The sequence below is a fragment of the Kitasatospora sp. Xyl93 genome, assembly GCF_055383135.1.
Map to the genome: position 1 here is coordinate 6,031,481 of NZ_AP029185.1, position 15,307 is coordinate 6,046,787.

18 protein-coding genes, 1 tRNA gene and 1 pseudogene are annotated in these 15,307 nt (G+C 71.0%); 4 read left to right on the top strand and 16 right to left on the bottom strand.

Annotation, left to right across the window (positions count from 1 at the left end; translation table 11 throughout):
- Window positions 1-7 precede the first annotated feature (7 nt).
- A tRNA-Pro gene (locus ACZ5GH_RS26675) sits at window positions 8-81 on the top strand.
- Window positions 82-196: 115 nt separating this feature from the next.
- Here the strand turns inward: ACZ5GH_RS26675 and ACZ5GH_RS26680 are convergent.
- Window positions 197-1,396, bottom strand: coding sequence for a tyrosine-type recombinase/integrase (locus ACZ5GH_RS26680; protein ID WP_464335416.1), 1,200 nt, complete (start codon window positions 1,394-1,396; stop codon window positions 197-199).
- Window positions 1,397-1,406: 10 nt separating this feature from the next.
- Complete coding sequence (locus ACZ5GH_RS26685) at window positions 1,407-2,066, bottom strand: helix-turn-helix domain-containing protein (protein ID WP_464335417.1); 660 nt, start codon at window positions 2,064-2,066, stop codon at window positions 1,407-1,409.
- Between the two features lie 93 nt (window positions 2,067-2,159).
- Between ACZ5GH_RS26685 and ACZ5GH_RS26690 the strand changes: the two genes are divergently transcribed.
- From ACZ5GH_RS26690 to ACZ5GH_RS26700, 3 genes are all read left to right on the top strand, one after another.
- A complete protein-coding gene (locus ACZ5GH_RS26690; RefSeq protein WP_464335418.1) occupies window positions 2,160-2,441 on the top strand; it encodes a hypothetical protein in 282 nt (93 codons plus the stop codon).
- Between the two features lie 197 nt (window positions 2,442-2,638).
- Window positions 2,639-2,836, top strand: coding sequence for a hypothetical protein (locus ACZ5GH_RS26695; RefSeq protein ID WP_464335419.1), 198 nt, complete (start codon window positions 2,639-2,641; stop codon window positions 2,834-2,836).
- A gap of 556 nt (window positions 2,837-3,392) precedes the next feature.
- Window positions 3,393-3,866, top strand: a complete 474-nt coding sequence (locus ACZ5GH_RS26700; protein ID WP_464335420.1) for a TIGR00725 family protein — start codon at window positions 3,393-3,395, stop codon at window positions 3,864-3,866.
- A gap of 254 nt (window positions 3,867-4,120) precedes the next feature.
- On the opposite strand, the gene ACZ5GH_RS26705 is transcribed toward ACZ5GH_RS26700, so the two are convergent.
- The 14 genes and pseudogenes from ACZ5GH_RS26705 to ACZ5GH_RS26770 all read right to left on the bottom strand — a co-directional run bounded on the left by ACZ5GH_RS26705 (window position 4,121) and on the right by ACZ5GH_RS26770 (window position 15,243).
- Window positions 4,121-4,312, bottom strand: coding sequence for a hypothetical protein (locus ACZ5GH_RS26705; RefSeq protein WP_464335421.1), 192 nt, complete (start codon window positions 4,310-4,312; stop codon window positions 4,121-4,123).
- Window positions 4,313-4,367: 55 nt separating this feature from the next.
- A complete protein-coding gene (locus tag ACZ5GH_RS26710; RefSeq protein ID WP_464335422.1) occupies window positions 4,368-6,362 on the bottom strand; it encodes an ABC transporter ATP-binding protein in 1,995 nt (664 codons plus the stop codon).
- Window positions 6,363-6,523: 161 nt separating this feature from the next.
- Window positions 6,524-7,012: an NUDIX domain-containing protein gene (locus tag ACZ5GH_RS26715; protein WP_464335423.1), complete on the bottom strand. Its 489-nt coding sequence runs from the start codon at window positions 7,010-7,012 to the stop codon at window positions 6,524-6,526.
- A gap of 50 nt (window positions 7,013-7,062) precedes the next feature.
- A complete protein-coding gene (locus ACZ5GH_RS26720; RefSeq protein WP_464335424.1) occupies window positions 7,063-7,542 on the bottom strand; it encodes an N-acetyltransferase family protein in 480 nt (159 codons plus the stop codon).
- A 52-nt stretch (window positions 7,543-7,594) separates the two neighbouring features.
- Complete coding sequence (locus tag ACZ5GH_RS26725) at window positions 7,595-8,179, bottom strand: P-loop NTPase family protein (RefSeq protein WP_464335425.1); 585 nt, start codon at window positions 8,177-8,179, stop codon at window positions 7,595-7,597.
- The gene (locus ACZ5GH_RS26730; protein WP_464335426.1) at window positions 8,176-8,616 is read right to left on the bottom strand and encodes an NUDIX hydrolase; all 441 of its coding nucleotides are present in this window, start codon (window positions 8,614-8,616) and stop codon (window positions 8,176-8,178) included. Before ACZ5GH_RS26730 ends, ACZ5GH_RS26725 begins: the two co-directional genes overlap by 4 nt.
- 383 nt (window positions 8,617-8,999) lie before the next feature.
- Window positions 9,000-9,197, bottom strand: a pseudogene (locus ACZ5GH_RS26735) (trehalase-like domain-containing protein); the annotation flags it as partial.
- A 26-nt stretch (window positions 9,198-9,223) separates the two neighbouring features.
- Complete coding sequence (locus ACZ5GH_RS26740; protein ID WP_464335427.1) at window positions 9,224-9,685, bottom strand: hypothetical protein; 462 nt, start codon at window positions 9,683-9,685, stop codon at window positions 9,224-9,226.
- A complete protein-coding gene (locus tag ACZ5GH_RS26745) occupies window positions 9,682-9,876 on the bottom strand; it encodes a hypothetical protein (RefSeq protein WP_464335428.1) in 195 nt (64 codons plus the stop codon). Before ACZ5GH_RS26745 ends, ACZ5GH_RS26740 begins: the two co-directional genes overlap by 4 nt.
- Window positions 9,877-9,960: 84 nt before the next feature.
- Window positions 9,961-10,191, bottom strand: coding sequence for a hypothetical protein (locus ACZ5GH_RS26750; protein WP_464335429.1), 231 nt, complete (start codon window positions 10,189-10,191; stop codon window positions 9,961-9,963).
- Window positions 10,188-10,709 carry a hypothetical protein gene (locus tag ACZ5GH_RS26755; protein WP_464335430.1) on the bottom strand — a complete coding sequence of 174 codons (522 nt, stop codon included), beginning with the start codon at window positions 10,707-10,709 and terminating at the stop codon, window positions 10,188-10,190. Before ACZ5GH_RS26755 ends, ACZ5GH_RS26750 begins: the two co-directional genes overlap by 4 nt.
- 29 nt (window positions 10,710-10,738) lie before the next feature.
- Complete coding sequence (locus ACZ5GH_RS26760) at window positions 10,739-12,274, bottom strand: Mur ligase domain-containing protein (RefSeq protein ID WP_464335431.1); 1,536 nt, start codon at window positions 12,272-12,274, stop codon at window positions 10,739-10,741.
- Window positions 12,275-12,349: 75 nt separating this feature from the next.
- Entirely contained in the window at window positions 12,350-13,750 is a 1,401-nt protein-coding gene (locus tag ACZ5GH_RS26765; protein WP_464335432.1) for a glutamine synthetase family protein, read from the bottom strand.
- The gene (locus tag ACZ5GH_RS26770; RefSeq protein ID WP_464335433.1) at window positions 13,747-15,243 is read right to left on the bottom strand and encodes an amino acid permease; all 1,497 of its coding nucleotides are present in this window, start codon (window positions 15,241-15,243) and stop codon (window positions 13,747-13,749) included. The genes ACZ5GH_RS26765 and ACZ5GH_RS26770 overlap by 4 nt, the downstream gene beginning before the upstream one ends.
- Between the last annotated feature and the right edge of the window lie 64 nt (window positions 15,244-15,307).

The window sequence follows — 15,307 nt, forward strand, 5'->3', positions numbered from 1 at the left end:
GAGACCACGGGACGTGGCGCAGCTTGGTAGCGCACTTGACTGGGGGTCAAGGGGTCGCAGGTTCAAATCCTGTCGTCCCGACTGGAGTTCGCTCCATTGTCGCAGGTCAGGGCCTTGTTTCACGAGAGTGGAGCGGGGCCCTTGATCGTTTTCAGGGCCTGCCTCTCACAACTTCTCACATCGGTGATGATCATGGTCAGCCGAGCAGCTCGCCGAGCTTCTCCGAGCCTGCCTTGAGGCTCTGTGGGTCGGGGTGCACGTAGACCCGCTTCGTGAAGCTGAGGTCCGAGTGACCGGCCCAGGCGGAGACCACGGTGTCCGGGACGCCGTTGTTGGCCATCCAGGAGAGCGTGGCGTGGCGGGCGTCGTAGAGGCGAACCTTTCGAATGCCGGCGTGCTCCATGAGTTTGTACGCCTCGCGCCGGAGCTTGTCCGTCTTGAGCGGGTTTCCCAGCTCGTCCACGAGAACATATCCCGTGTCGTTGTAAGCGGTTCCGGCCGCCAGTTTCTCCGCCGCCTGGATCGCCTTGAAACTCTTCAGGGCCTTGAGGGCGGGTGCCGGGAGGGGAAGAGTGCGCTTTCCGGCTTCGGTTTTGGTGTCCTTCTCGACGACCTTGTTGCGCGATCCCTTCTCGAGTGTGCGGTCGTAGACGATGGTGCGGGTGTTCTGGACGGCGATCGTGCCGCCTGCGTTGAGGTCGACGTCCTCGTCCCAGCGCGCGCCGCAGACTTCGGCGGGGCGTTCGGCGATGAGCGCCAGCATCATTGCGGCGTAGAGGCGGTGACCCTTGATGGCGCCGAGGAACGCCTTGACCTCGGCCTCGTGCCACGGGATGTTGTTGGGCTTGTTCGCCTCGGCCTTCTTCTTGGCTTCGCGTGAGATCGTGACGTGCTGGGCGACGTTGCGCACCACCAGGCCGCGGCGTACGGCGAGGTTCAGGGCGGCGCGCAGGCGGCCCAGGGCCAGGCGCACGCTCCTGACCCCGAGTCCGGTGCCGGGCCGCCCGCCGCGACGACGACCGCTCGTCAGCATCCAGTCCACGAGGGCCTCGATGTCGTCCTCGGTGAGGCTCTGGAGCTCCTTGTGGCCGCTGTGTGCGCGCACTGGGACCATCGCGCTCTCGTAGTTGGATGCGGTCCCTTCCTCGACGTCGCGCGTCGCGCTCTTGAGCCAGATGTCCAGCAGGTCGTTCAGCGTTATCTTGCTCGGGGCCACGAACGCGCCGGTGCCGAGCTCGTGACGTATGCGGGAAAGCTCGGCCATCGCCTCCTTCTTGGTCTTGAAGGTCCGAGTGAGCTGCTTGCGCTTGCCCTCGGCGGTGACGCCGATGTCAACGACCAGGCGGTAGCGGACGCTGCCGTCCTTGTGGACGATCTTGCGTATGGGTTCCTTCACGTAGTTTCCTTCATTCTCTGTCTTCTGTGCGTACTGCGTCCTCGGCCTGATCGACGGCCGAGAGATCGTCGGGGAGCGCGGGCGGGACGAGACCCCGCTCACGCATCCGCTTCCGGAAGGAGGCCAGCTCCTTGCGGTCAGCGTCCGCGTACTCCTCATAACCAGCGGCCAGCTCCAGAAGAGCGGCTTTGCGGTCCGGGGCCGGTGTGGTGCTCGCGGCCCGGCGCCGCTCTGTTGCCAGTGCTGCGGATGCTCTGGCTGCGGCGGCGAGGTCGGCGTGCGCCCGGAAGGTGTCCAGCACGTCGCGAGCGCTCCCCGGTGGCGCCGGATCTGCGGCCGGTGTCTCCCCGGTGAACCAGGCAAGCGCATCCCAGGTGGGGACCTCCTGGTCGGGCAGAACCTCGACGGTCTCGGCGGAACCTAGAGGGAACAGCAGGGTGATCGGTGGCACCCCGAGCACGTCTGCGAGGACGGCGAAGTCGGTGAGCGTGATGGTGCTCCGGCGTCCTGATTCCAGGTTCTTGATCGTCTGATCGGTGATCTCCGGCAGACCGCGAGCGGCGCAGCCGTCTGCGACCGCCGACATCGTGAGGCCGGCCGCCTTCCGGGCCTCGCGCATGGACTGTGCTACCCGGGTGGTGAAGGTCGTCGACCAATGCTCTGGTGTCATGGATGCACTTTACGATCAGAAAAAGTGCTGCCGCAACTCCGTGATACAAACTGATGGTGTCACCACGGCACGTCTAGCGATCAGGAGAGCATCATGACGGCACCCGCCTCTGGCGGCATGAGCGCGCCCGAACTGCTCGCTCTTCCGGTGGCGATCGACCTCGACACGGCCAACCGGGCGCTGAGGATCGGCCGGTCCACCGGGTATGCGCTCGCGAAGGCAGGCGAGTACCCCGTCCGCGTCCTGCGACTCGGCAGTGCCTACCGCGTTGTGACCTCGGAGCTGCTGGCGCTGCTCGGCGTCACGGGCTGCGGAGGGGCGGCCGAGGGCCGCGAAGCCTTCGGAGCGGGAGAGGCGCACAAGTTGTGTGCGTAGAAGGCTCATCCTGGCCGCCCATGCGAGGCGGCCAGGATGAATGCGGTGGTCAGTTGGCGTCTGATCGTGGCGTCTGATCGTCGGGTCGACCGTGGAACCTCACCACAAGAGCGGCACCAGGACGTGCCGGCCGTTCCCCGCTCGCCCGGATCGCGACCGCGCGCTGGGGTCGCGTGGTTACCTGCACGGTAGGCGACGTGGTGGGCTTGCAGCTGTCCTTCGGCTTCAGCAGCCCGGGCCAATTCGGCGCGGAAGCCAAGGCGTTCACGATCGATGTGTGCGAGGCCCTGCTGTCCGCCGAGCCGTCAGACATATTTGCGGAGGCCGTGCGCACGGAGGCCGTCATCGCCCGCCGTCCTTGGCGGCGCCGGGGCTGGGGTCTGGTGCTGGCGTAGTGAATTCCAGCAGTGGGTTGGTGATGGCCTCGCGCCATCGCCCGCGGTGACCGGCGGCGCGGAGTCGGAAGTACACGGTTTCGCGGTGCTCGTCGGCGGCGGTGCCGAAGTGCCCGTCGATGTTGTGGGCGAGCAAGTAGTGGACGAGGACCAGGCTCCCGGCTGGACCGGTGACCTGGAGCGGGGCTGGCAGCTCGACGGGCGGGTATGGAATGGCGTCGCGCAGCGCGTCTGCTCCGTGTTCGTGCAGCCAGGTGGCGGTACGCAGGTGGCTGCCGGGCCCGACCCACAGGGTTGCCGCGGGCGCGCTGGCTCTGGTCGGTCAGCAGGCGGCCGGCCAGAACGGTGAAGGGCCCGGGGCAGCCGTCGGTGGACGCCGTCGCTCCACAGTCTGGCAGTCTCGTGGTCGGCGGGCGCCCGCGGGCGAGGGTGCGGATCCGCACGCCGCCTCTCGAAGCCTGCGGCCGCACTCGCCCACCGGCGCTGCGCGGGGCGCCGGCCTCTGTTCCGGTGTGTACTGGCGGCTTGCTTGCCGGCGGTTGCGGAAGGAGCGGTGATGATCCAGGTGGCGGTGTGCGGGCCCGCGGAGTGCAGTGCGGCCGAGGCGGCGGCGGCCCGGGAGGTCGGTGCCCTGTTGGCGCGCTCGGGCGCGGTCGTGCTCTGCGGGGGCTACGGCGGTGTCATGGCCGGCGCCGCGCAGGGGGCGGCAGGAGCGGGCGGCCTCGTCATCGGCGTTCTGTCGGGCGCGGACCGGTCCGGAGCTTCGCCCCACCTGACGGCTGCCGTCGCCACCGGCATGGGCCAGGCCCGGAACAGCGTCCTGGTCGGATCCGCAGATGCGGTCATCGTCGTCGGCGGGTCGTGGGGGACGCTCTCCGAAGTGGCGATGGCCGTGCGGCAGGGCGGCAAACCGGTGGTGGGTCTGGGCGGTTGGCAGATCACCGATGCGCACGGCGAGCCCGTCCCGGGCCTCGTTGCGGCGGACAGCCCGGCCGCTGCCGTCGGGCTCGCGCTGGAGGGCCTCGACTGACACGGCGGCGTATGGGCCGCTCCCTCCGGGCCAACTCCGCACCACCGAGCGGGCCGTGCGGGGTCGGTCCGGCCGCGTTCACCGGAGCGTGGCCGCGATGTCGCTGTGCCGTCACCTCCCCGGTCGTGACGCCATTGCGCCACCAGTGTCGTGCAGGGCATCTGTGCGGTGCGCCCGCTCGTTGACGACGTGGTCCGTGTCCTCAACACTGAGCTGACTGTCGCAGACCTGGCCGAGGACATCACCGAGATCGGCTACCCCACCGAGTACGCGGGAGCCTGCAGGTTGCCCCAGATCAGGTCGGGGCTGTGTCCGGCGTAGTCGCGGGTGGCGGCGGTGAGTTCGTGGAAGGCGCGCTGGACGTGCTCGGTGCCGCAGCCCAGCAGGTCGTCCCACGAGGTGGCGGGGGCTGACGGCTGCGGCTTGGGCGGGGTTGGTGTACTCACTGGCTTCTCCCTGCTGGTCGGATCAACTCGGATCGGGGGCTGCGGAACGAGCGGCTTAGGCGCTGGCGGTGGTCGGGGCCGTCTGGTGGGGTAGGCGGTCGCCGAGGTCGTACTGGGCGGCTTGGAGGAGGTAGGACTCGCGGTAGCGGGTGGCCGGTTGCTGGGTCATCAGCTCGGTGTGGGTGCCCTGTTCGATGAGGCGGCCGTGGTCGAGGACGAAGATGTGGTTGGCCTTGGCGGTGGCGCCGAGGCGGTGGGTGATGAGGATGACGGTGACGCCGAGGGCGGTGAGTTGGCGGATCTGCTCGAACGCCTCGACTTCGGTTTCCGGGTCCATGGCGGAGGTTGGTTCGTCGACCACCACGAGGGCGGGAAGGCGGCCGTGGGCGTCGGGTGTGGTGAGGCGCAGGTGAGTGCGGGCGAGGGCGACCTTCTGCCACTGGCCGCCGGACAGGCCAACACCACCTTCGAAGCCCTTGGCGATGAGGGTGTCCCAGCTGCGGGGCAACTCTTCGATCACGGGGTGGAGGTCGGCGTAGTCGGCGGCAGTCTCCAGCTGCCGCTGGTCGCACGGGACGTCGGGGCGGCCGAGGAGCAGGTTGGCGCGCAGGGTGAAGGACCAGCGCTGGAAGTTCTGTGCGAGCAGGGCAACGCTGCTGAAGAGCTGGTCGCGGTCGGCGGTTGCGGTGTCGATGCCGTCCCACCGGACGCGGCCCTGGTGCGGTTGGTAGACCCCGCACAGGATGTTGGCCAGGGTGGACTTGCCCGAACCGTTGGCTCCCACCAGGGCGATGACCTTGCCCCGGGGGATCGTGAGGGTGACCTTGTCCAGCGCGGGGGTGTCGCGGCCGTCGTAGGTGAAGGAGACACCCTCGACGGTGATCGTCTCGGGGCGCTCGGGCAGCGGTGTGCCGCCGGTGGGGATCGCCCGGCGGTGGCCCTCGCGGCGCAGCTGGTCGAGGTCGCGGACGAACAGCGATTCCTCGTAGAGACGGTTGATCTGGGAGACCAGGCCGCCGATGCTGGCCGAGCCGGTGCGGATGGCCACCACGGCGGTGCCGGCGGCGGCGAGCGGGATCGCACCGCTCATGACGAGCGAACCCAGCAGGGCGAAGGCGCCGACGGTGGCCGCGCCGGCCAGCGTCGCGGAGAGCAGGTCGGTGCGGGCCCGGGCTCCAGCGAGGCGGGCCTGCTCCTGCTCGGCGGCACGGGCCATCTGCTCGTAGTGGTGGAGGATGAACGGCCCGCAGGCGTGCACCCGCAGCTCTGCCGCAGAGTACGGGCGGATCAGCATGTCCGCCAGCGCCGTGCTGGCCCGGGAGTGCTGGAGCCACGCCCGCGTGGAGGCGTAGTGGCGGCGGGCGGTGCGTACAGCGCCCCAGCCGCGCGGGGCGGTGATCAGCACCAGCATGGGCAGCAGGGCGGGGTGGAGGACGGACAGGACGCCAGCGGCGGAGACGAGGCCGAAGGTGGCGGTGAGGACGGAGGTGGCCTGGCCGATGATGCTCTGCAGGGACATTGCGCCCCAGCGGGCGCTGTCCACCTCGGCGAGGAACGCCGGGTCCTCGATCGCCTCCAGCTCGGAGCGGCTGACGATGCCCAGGAACTCGATGGTGGCCCTGCGGAAGACCGCCGGTTCCAGCCGCCCGCCGGCCCAGCCCGAGGCTGCGGACAGCACCGAGGACAGGCCCGCGATCACCCCGACCGCCACGATCGCCGGGAGAGCGGCCCGCAGCACGTCGGCGACATGGCCGGGGGCGAGCAGCGCGGCCAGAGCGTGGTTGGTGGCGATCAGCGCGAAGGCGGCGGCCAGGCCGCGCAGGACCTCGGCGCCGACCAGGGTCAGCAGCGCCGCGCGGTCGGCCTGCCATGCCATCCGTCCGGCCAGGCGCAGGAAGTGCGGCATCTGCCGCGCGACCGCCCAGAACGTCACCTTGCCGCTGGCCATCTCGTGCTTGGCCCAGCCGTAGTCGTAGCGCATCGGCCCGCCGAACAGGAGCTGCTCGCTGTCCGGCACCGGGTCCGTCCAGGTCTTGGGCGTGCTGGTCACATACTCCCTTTCGTAGAGGGGGGAACGCGGTGGTCGGGTGCCAGTGCCGTCAGGGTTCGGCGTAACCGTGGGGCGACGGGTGCGGACCAGGGCGGGGGGCGAGCGGTCGGAACCATGCCGGGCGAGTGCGCCCGCCCGGCATGGTGCCCGGCTGGCGCCGGTCACGTCTCGACGAGCTGCCGTTGTCCGGAGGCGGGGTCGAATCCGTGGGTGGAGAACGCGGGCCCGCCGGCCAGGTACGCCTCCACCGCGGCCTTGGACGTCGGGAACATCGGGCTGGGCAGGACGGCGGTGGCGGGGTGCCAGCGCACCTCCAGGTGCTTATCCGGCTCGACGTTGGCCAGCTCGCCCGTGAACTCGCTGGTGGCGAAGACGAAGAGAACGAACCCGCCGCGCCCGTCCCAGCCCTCCTTGGCCTGGATGGTGTGCACCAGGCGCAGGTCGGACGGCCGGGCGATGAGCCCGGCTTCCTCACCCAGCTCCCGGGCGGCAGCGTCGGGGATCTCCTCCCCGGGGTCGACCTTCCCGCCGGGGATCGTCCATGCGGGCCCCGGGGTCCAACTGCGCTGCGCGTAGTGGACGGTGGCGATCCGGTCGGTGTCCAGGTCGTGCGCGATGACGCCGACCGACAGCCTGCTCGTCTCGTGCATCAGGGTGCTCCTCGTTGAAGTGGCAGGGCGGGAGGGCGGAGCTGCGGAGGTTAGCCGGTCCGCCCTGGTGAGGTGGAGCGCAGCGTCATGAAGCCGTCGACGGGCTCGAAGCCCAGGCTGCGGTAGAGCGGGGCGCCGGCGTCGGTGGCGCGCAGTTCGATGGAACAGCCGCGTTGCTTGATCGCGGTGACCAGGGCGCTGGTGACGGCACGGGCGAGGCCCTGGCGGCGGTTGCCGGGGTCCGTGACGACCGTGTGGATCCCGGCCCACTGCCCGGTCGGGTACGTGGGGCCGCAGTAGCCGCGGTAGACGATGCCGACCGCGCAGGCGGTGAGGCTGCCGCCGGGGCCGTCGGCGACGTAGGCGAGCAGGTTGGGGTCGTTGCCCAGGCGCTGGAGCATGTCGTCGCGGAAGGTCGTTCGCCACTGGTCGGTGACCGGTTCGCCGGTCAGCACGGCGACGCGCAGCCGAAGCAACTCGTCAGCGTCCTGCGGCGTGGCAGGGCGAACACGCGGATCGGGTAAGGACACTTCAGTTCTCCTCTCAACAGGTGGAGCGGACACGACGGTCGAGCAGCTGCTTCTAGTTGTCGCGGGCGGGCAACTCCGAGAGCGCGGTGTCGCGCATGATGCGGTCGACCGTGTCGCGCAGGGTGCTGTCGCTGCCGATGACGGTCTCGATTCCGCCCGGTAGAAGGTCGTGTTCGCGGTACCAGTCGCGCAGTTCCCGCTCGGTGACGGCCGCCAGGTATTCGCGATCGGCCTTCGAGGCGTGGCGGACCAGCGTTTCGTCGATCGGGATGTCGAGGTAGTAGCAGCGGGTGACGCCGAGATGGTCGTCCACCAGGCGTTGGAGCATCTCGCCGTAGTGATCGGCGTACAGGATGCCCTCGATGACGACGTGGTAGCCGGCGCCCAGCGCGTACCGGGCCACCGTGTCGATCAGGCCGATGTTCGCGCCGCCCGGCCGGTCCCGCTCGCGCAGCACGATGCGGCGCAGGTTGTCCTGCGCGACCACGGCCAGGCCCCGCCCGAACCGGTCCCGAACGCCCGCCGCTACCGACGACTTGCCCGACGCCGAATTTCCCCGAACGACCACAAGACGGGTCTCCGCGCTCCCCACAGGCGCTCCGGCCGCCGGGAGCCCCGGGTGGCTCGTGGTGCTCATGCCGGCCATCCGGCGACGGACAGCGGGCGACCGGCGGTGATCTGCGCGAGCGCATCGGCGGTGTAGCCGACGATCGGCTCCGGAAGCCCGTCCAGCGGCCAGAAGCGGAGGGCGGCGCACTTGTCCGGTTCGCGGTTGGTGACCTTGCCGGTGTACACGCGCGGGGCGAAGAACAGCTGGAGGCGTCCGGCACCGTCGTCGGCGTCAAGGTGGTGGAGGGTGTGCACCAGGTCGAGGTCCTCCTCCCGGATGGTGATGCCGAGTTCCTCATCGGCCTCGCGAGCCATGCCGGCCAGGACGGACTCTCCCGCTTCGAGGTGGCCGGCCGGAGCGTGCCAGTGGGGGGAGGCGAACGTGGTGTTGGCGCGCTGTCCGAGCAGCACCCGGCCGTTCTCGATCAGGACCAGGTGGACTCCGACAACCAGCGTGTGTGGCACGGGACGTCTCCTTCAGGGGCGGGAGGGAAACGGCGCGGGGAGCGCGGCCGGTTCAGGGCGGCGAAGCTGCGATCAAACTGGTGATCGTTCGTCGTACGTGAGTGCATGGGCGGGTGTTCCACCGTAGGCGGCCCGGCGGGGCCGCGTCGGCGTGTCGCAACAGATGCCACACGATCCGGTGAACGTCCCCAACTCGTCATGTTGGTAAGGCGGTTGCGGGTCGAACAGGGCAGTGTGCCACGAGGCGCTGACAATCGGGCCGTGCTCTGCGGGAAGCGGGCGGTCACGCCTCCGCCAGGGCGGTGATCCGGTTCTGGAGGCGCTCGGTGTTGCAGGTGCTTCCGAGGAGTGGCGCCCGTCAGCTGCCAGGAGAACCTGTCGGCAGCGGGGCCGATGCGCCAGAAGCCGTGTTCCTCGGTGCCGAGCAGGGCGGCGAAGACGGCTGGGAAATCGAACCGGGGCAGGCACAGCCAGCTGATGGTGCCGTCGAAGCGGACGAGGGCGCCGGTGGCAGTGTTGCCGATGAGGCCGTGGCCCTCGATGAGGGACCGGTAGCTGTGCGGGGCAGAGAGCGTGGGCATGGTGTTCCTGACAGCGGTGGCGGCGTTCAGCGCCGGGCGGTGGCCGGGGAGCTGAGGTGGTCGAGAGAAGCGCGAACGGCGGCGGCGAGATCGGTGGCGACGGCCAACCGGGGCATCGTGCCAAGCAGTTCGGCGCGGACGAACCGCTGGACGCGGTCTTCCCCGTCGCACCCGACGACCAGTCCGGTGCGCGAGCGGTGGAGGAGCCGCTGCCGGACATCGAGGACCTGCTGCGCGCCGTGTGGGCACCATAGGAGGACGACGCCGATCCGCCGCAGGTTGTGCTCCTGCCAGCCGGCCGGTGTTCCCGTCCCGGAGCCGAGGTGGGTGAGGGGCTGGGGGTTGAGGACGGTTCCGGTGAAGCCGGCCGCGGCCAGGAGGGCGACGGCGTGGGTCTGCCAGCCGGGACGGCCGGCGCCCGAACCGGCCAGGTAGAGCGACGGGGCGCCGTCGGAGGTGTAGTGCTCCGGGTACTCGACCAGTCTCACCGCGCACCGCCGGAGACGGTGGCTGGCACGGGGGCGCCCGCAGCCAGAAGCATCGGCGCGGCCCCCGACAGGCGGGTGACAGGCAGCTCGGCCAGCGCGTTGGCGTCGAAGGGGATGCCTGCGCGGTTGATCAGGTGGCGGTCCAGGTCGCAGGCCGCCAGTCCGTTGGCAGGTGGTCGTAAGGTGCTCATCTTTTCTCTGGGGTCGAAGGGGTGCGGCCCAGGCCCGAACGGCCGCCATGGGTGGTGCGATGCTCAGCCGGCCGGCGAGTACGGCTACTGAGGGGAGGAGCCGGACCGGCGTTTGGGCGCAGAGCGTGAGGCGATCAGCCGGTCAGCGACGGCAAGGGTGCCGAAGGCCACGAGGACGAAGATCGCCAGACAGAGCGGCTGCGCGAGCTTGGTGCGGTGCTGGAGGAGGTAGACGGCGGCGGCCCCGACCTGGACTCCCAGCAGGAAGCAGACCAGCCCGACGGCGGCCCGGCCGCTGGTGCGACGGGTGTTCACGCCGCTCGGCCGCAGGGTGTGGTGACACGGTCGACTGGCTCGGCGGGCCACGTGGGGTCGATGTCGCTGAGCAGGACCAGGCCAGCCAGCACGCCGGCGATGCTCGCCTGCAGCTGGTTACGGACCCCCAGCCAGGAGCGCAGGTCCCGGCCGTACCCGCGCATCGTGCCGGTCGAGACGCCGAAGTCGGCCGCCAGCTCCGGGGCGGTGCGCCCGCCGACCCAGCCCACGAGGACCCGCTGGAGGCGCCGCGGGAGCTGGACCGCGGTGGTGAGCGCGGTGCAGGGCTGGGTCGTGCCGGTGACGATGCCGTGCGCGGCGCCCCAGGCGACGAGTTGCAGCACGGTGCGCGTGCCGGTGGCCGTGAACAGCGCGCGGACGGCGGCGTCGACCTCGGAAGGGACCAGGGTGAGGGCGGGGTCGGCCGCGATCGTGCGGGTCTGGGACTCGGCGGCGATGTGGACGAGGAGCCGGATGTCGCGTTCGGGCAGATTGTGGGCGGGCAGGGTGGTAGCCATGGCGGCAGCTCCGGTGATCGGCGGGCGGTTCACGGACGGTCAGTGGTGGGGGGACCGGTTCGGGTGAGGCGGTCCAGCAGCCGGGGACCGAGGCGGGCGGCTTCGCCGGTGCCGATGACGAGCACCAGGTCGCCGGGCTCGGCGAGGTGGGTGACGAGCTGCTCGACGCCGGGTTCGCACGGACCCAAGCAGGCTCGGTGGACGCGGTCGGCGCTCAGGGCCGTGGTGGCGGCGGTGGCGACGGTGTCGAGTGGGTCGGGGACGTTCAGCGTGGTCAGCGGGGTGGCGGCCGGCAGCAGTACGGCGTGGTCGGCCTTGGCGAGGGCGGCGCCGAGCTCGGCGGCGTGGGCGCTGGTGCGGGCGATGCCGTCCGGCTCCAGCACCGCGATGACCGAGCCCTCGGTCAGGAACCGGGCGGCCTCGACGTCCGCCCTGACCTCCTGGGGGTGCCGGGCACGGGAGTCGCGGACGGTGATCTGCGCTCGGGTAGCCCCGAGTTCGGTCAGGGAGCGCTCCACCCCTTCGAAACGGGCGAGGCGTTCGGCGATGGCCTTCGCGTTCTCGCCGGCAACGAGGGCGGTGGCGATGGCGGCGCAGGCCGCCAGGGCGTGGTGGTCGCCGGTGATCGGCGCGACGAGCTGGTGTTGCTCGCCCTGATGGCACAGGGTGAGGAGGTAACCGGTGCCGAGCCAGCGGGGCTTGAGAACCCAGACGTCGGCGCTCTCGTCGAGGCCGACGGTGACGACGGTGGGGCCGGGGCGGTCGGTGAGCCTCTCGTGCACGATCCTGGCGCCGGTGTCCCAGGTTGGCAGGACCACGGTGCCGGCGGATCGGGCGAGGCTGGTGGCGGCGTCCAGGGCTTCGATGTTGTCCGCGAAGTGCGGGGCGTTCGCTGCGACGGCGGTGATCAGCGCTACCGACGGGGACGGGCGCCGGTAGAGGTTCGGGCCGTGCGGGCGGTAGGTCCAGGATCCGGGGGGTGCGGCCTCGTGCGTGCCGGCGTCCGGGCACAGGTCCACGACGAGGCGTCGGCCGCCGCCCTGGCCGGGGGTACCGCCAACGGCGGGGGCGTTGAGGATCCAGCCGGTTCGGCCGTCGGCCAGGGCCGCGGCCAGAACGGCTGCCGCGGTCGTGGTGCCGTGGCTGCCGCCGACGGCGACCAGCAGATGGCCGAAGTCCTCGCAGAGCATGGCGAGCGCGTGCGCGCGGGCGAGCACCGGCAGTCCCATGGCCTGGGCCCGGTCGAGTTCGGGATGCGGGGCGACGACTACCCCGGACCACACCACGGCGGTGCGGTCGTTGCGGATGTGCCGGGCGTCGGAGCCGACCGTGAGTTCTACGCCGGCCGCGCGCAGCCGGTCGGCGGCGGGGCTGTCCTGGTAGGCGGGGTCGATGCTGCCGGTGACGTCCAGGCCGCGGGAGGCCAGCCACAGGGCCAGGCCCTCCATGCCGGACTCGGTGGCGCCGACCAGGTGGGTCTTGGTCAGCAGGCCGGGCCCGGTGGGGGCGGGCTTCGCGCTCTTCTTCTGGGGGTGGACGGTGGTGTCCATGAGGGTCTCCGGCATGGTCAGGAACAGGGGGTGGGGTGGAACCGGGACGGCCGCGGGCTCGGGGGTATGGCTCCGCGGCCGTCCCGGGGCTCAGGCTTGGGCGAAGCCGCGTGCCAGCTCGGCGTCGGTGACGCGGGCGGCGTGATGGTCGACGTCCAGGCGGGCGAGGGAGGCGAGGTGGGTGACGACGTGCTCGCCCAGCAGCGCGGAGGCGAGGGGGCTGGTCTCGAACGCCTTGATGGCGTGCCAGGCGTGGCGAGGCACCTCGGGCAGGTTGTCGTCCCAGTCGGCGGCGCCGGTGACGGGTTCGCCGGGCTTGAGATCTGCGGTGACGCCGTGGCGCACGGCGGCGACGGCGGCGGCGAGTGCGAGGTAGGGGTTGGCGTCCGCGCCGGGCAGGCGCACCTCCAGGTGCAGGCCCGGTCCGTGGCCGACCACCCGCACCGCACAGGAGCGGTTGTCTCGTCCCCACGCGATCCTGGACGGTGCGAACGGGCCCCCGAGGCGCTTGTAGCTGTTCACGTACGGCGCCCACAACGGAGCGGTGGCGGGCAGCACCTCGAGCAGCCCGGCGACGGCCCACTCACCCAGCTCCGACAGCGTGTGCGGGTCGTCGGCACGGGCGAGGAGCGGCTTGCCACCCGCCCACAGGGACAGGTGCAGGTGCATCCCGGAGCCCACCCCGTCCGCCGGGGCCGCCATGAACGTCGCCGCCATGCCCTGCCGGTCCGCCAGCGCCCGCGCTGCGTGCTTGAACAGCACGTGCTGCTCGCAGGCCTCCCGGGCCGGACCGTAGGGGAACGTGACCTCGATCTGGCCCGGGGCGCTCTCCAGCTTGACCGCCTCGACGGGAAGCCCCGCCCCGGCCAGGGCCTGCCGCAGCGACCGCGAGAACCCGCCCGCCGCGGTCGTCCGGTCGAGGGAGTAGTCGCGGTTGTCCCACGTCACCGGACGCAGCCTTCGCCAGCCGACCGCCGCCGCGGCGGCGGTCGTGCCCTCGTAGACGACAAACTCGGTCTCGATCCCGACCCGCACCTCGTAGCCCAGGCCCTGGAGTTGGTCGAGCTGCTCGTCCAGGATGGTGGCCGGGGCCAGCGGATGCGGCCGGTCACCGTCGACCGGGTGGGCGAACACCACGGCAGTGCCCGGCTCCCACGGGAGCACCCGGGCACGGCCGAGATCGGGCACCAGCCCGATGTCGCCGAAGCCGGACTCCCAGGAGAACGTGCCGCTGTCCTGGGGCGTCATGCCCAGGTCCGTGCCGATCACGTACCCGCACACCTCCGGGCGGATCCGCCCCGACGCCAGCCGAGCGAGCAGCACCCCGGCCTCGAACTCCTTGCCCTTGAGCCGTCCCTGCGGATCGACGGTGGCCAGCATCACGGTGTCCAGGCCCAAGACCTCCACCAGCTCCGTCAGTCGGCCGACCAGCGTGGTGGTGTCGACGGACGGGGCCGAGAGGGAGCGGGCGGTGCGCATCGCGGGCCTCATACGATCTGCTCCTCGACCGCGGCCAGGTGCGGATCTTGGACAACCGGCACGGAGAACCGCTTTCCGGCCAGCCGCCACCACAGCGCCGCCAGCCCCAGGACTACCAGCAGGGTCACGGGGGCGTAGTTGAACGACTCCACGGTCACCGGGTAGCGCTGCGGCAGGCACACCAGCACCGTGAGCACGACCACCCACGCCACCGCCGTGATCCCGACCGGCCGGCTCCATCGGCCCAGGTTCCACGGCCCCGGGACGAAATGGTCCCGCTGCCGCAGCCGCAGGTAGACGGGGACGATGTATGACGGTGTCATGCCGATGACGTTGACTGCGGTGACCGCCCCGTACGCAGCCGCGTTCCACATCGACGGCACTGCCAGGACGAACGCCACCGCCACCGACAGCCACACCGCCGCCACCGGAACCCTGCGGGGCGATACCCTGCGCCAAGTCGCTGAGCCGGGCAGTGCGTTGTCCCGGGAGAAGGCGTAGAGCATCCGCGAACACGCGGTGACCTCGGCGGATCCGCAGAACAACTGGGCACCGATCACGATCAGCAGCAGGGCCTTCGCCCCGGTGGTCCCGAGTGCGTCCAGGAAGACCTGTGCGGGCGGCACGTCCGCCGCGGCGGTGCCTGCGTAGTCCTGCACCGCGAACAGCAGGCCGGCCAGCAGCACGAACCCGGCGATCAGGGAGACCCAGATCGAGCGGACGATGCCCTGCGGTGCGGCGACCCGCGCGTTCGTCGTCTCCTCGCTCAAGTGGGCGCTCGCGTCGTAGCCGCAGAAGGTATAGCCCGCCAGGAACAGGCCGACCGCCGACACGTAGATCGGGTTCGACCAGCCGGTGCCGTTGGCGAAGTGCCCGAACACCCAGGAGGGGGACTGGTGGTGGGAGGGGACGACAGCGAGCACGCCGACGATCACCAGCACGCCGCCGATGTGCCACCAGACCGAGATGCTGTTGAACAGGCTGACCGCCCGAACGGCGAAGACGTTCAGCAGGGCGTGCAGCACCAGGACACCGGCGAAGATCGTGAGGATCAGGCCGGGGGTTGCCTCCACTCCCCACTGCAGGTCGGCGAACGCCGCGATGAACGAGGCGGCGCCGTAGTCGATCCCGGCGATCCCGCCCAGCAGGCCGAGAAGGTTCAGCCAGCCCGTCGTCCACCCCCAGCGCGGGCCGCCCAGCTGCCGGGCCATGTAGTAGAGGCCGCCGCTGGTCGGGTAAGCGGAGGTGACCTCGGCCAACGCCATGCCGACCAGCAGCACGGCCAGGCCCACACCCAGCCAGCCCCACATCATCACGACGGGGCCGCCACTGAGCAGGCCGAATCCGAACAACGTCATGCAGCCGCTGAGGACCGAGATGACCGAGAAGCTGACGGCGAAGTTGCCGAACAGGCTCATCCTGCGCACCAGTTCGGGCTTGATCCCGAGTAGCTGCAGATGGTCGTCATCCTCGTGGGGAAGGGGAATGGGCTCAGAACGCGGCATGAGGAAGCCTCCGAGGAAGGTCGGTGGTGTCGGGTCCCGGTTCGCTCACCGGGGCGGGAGAAGA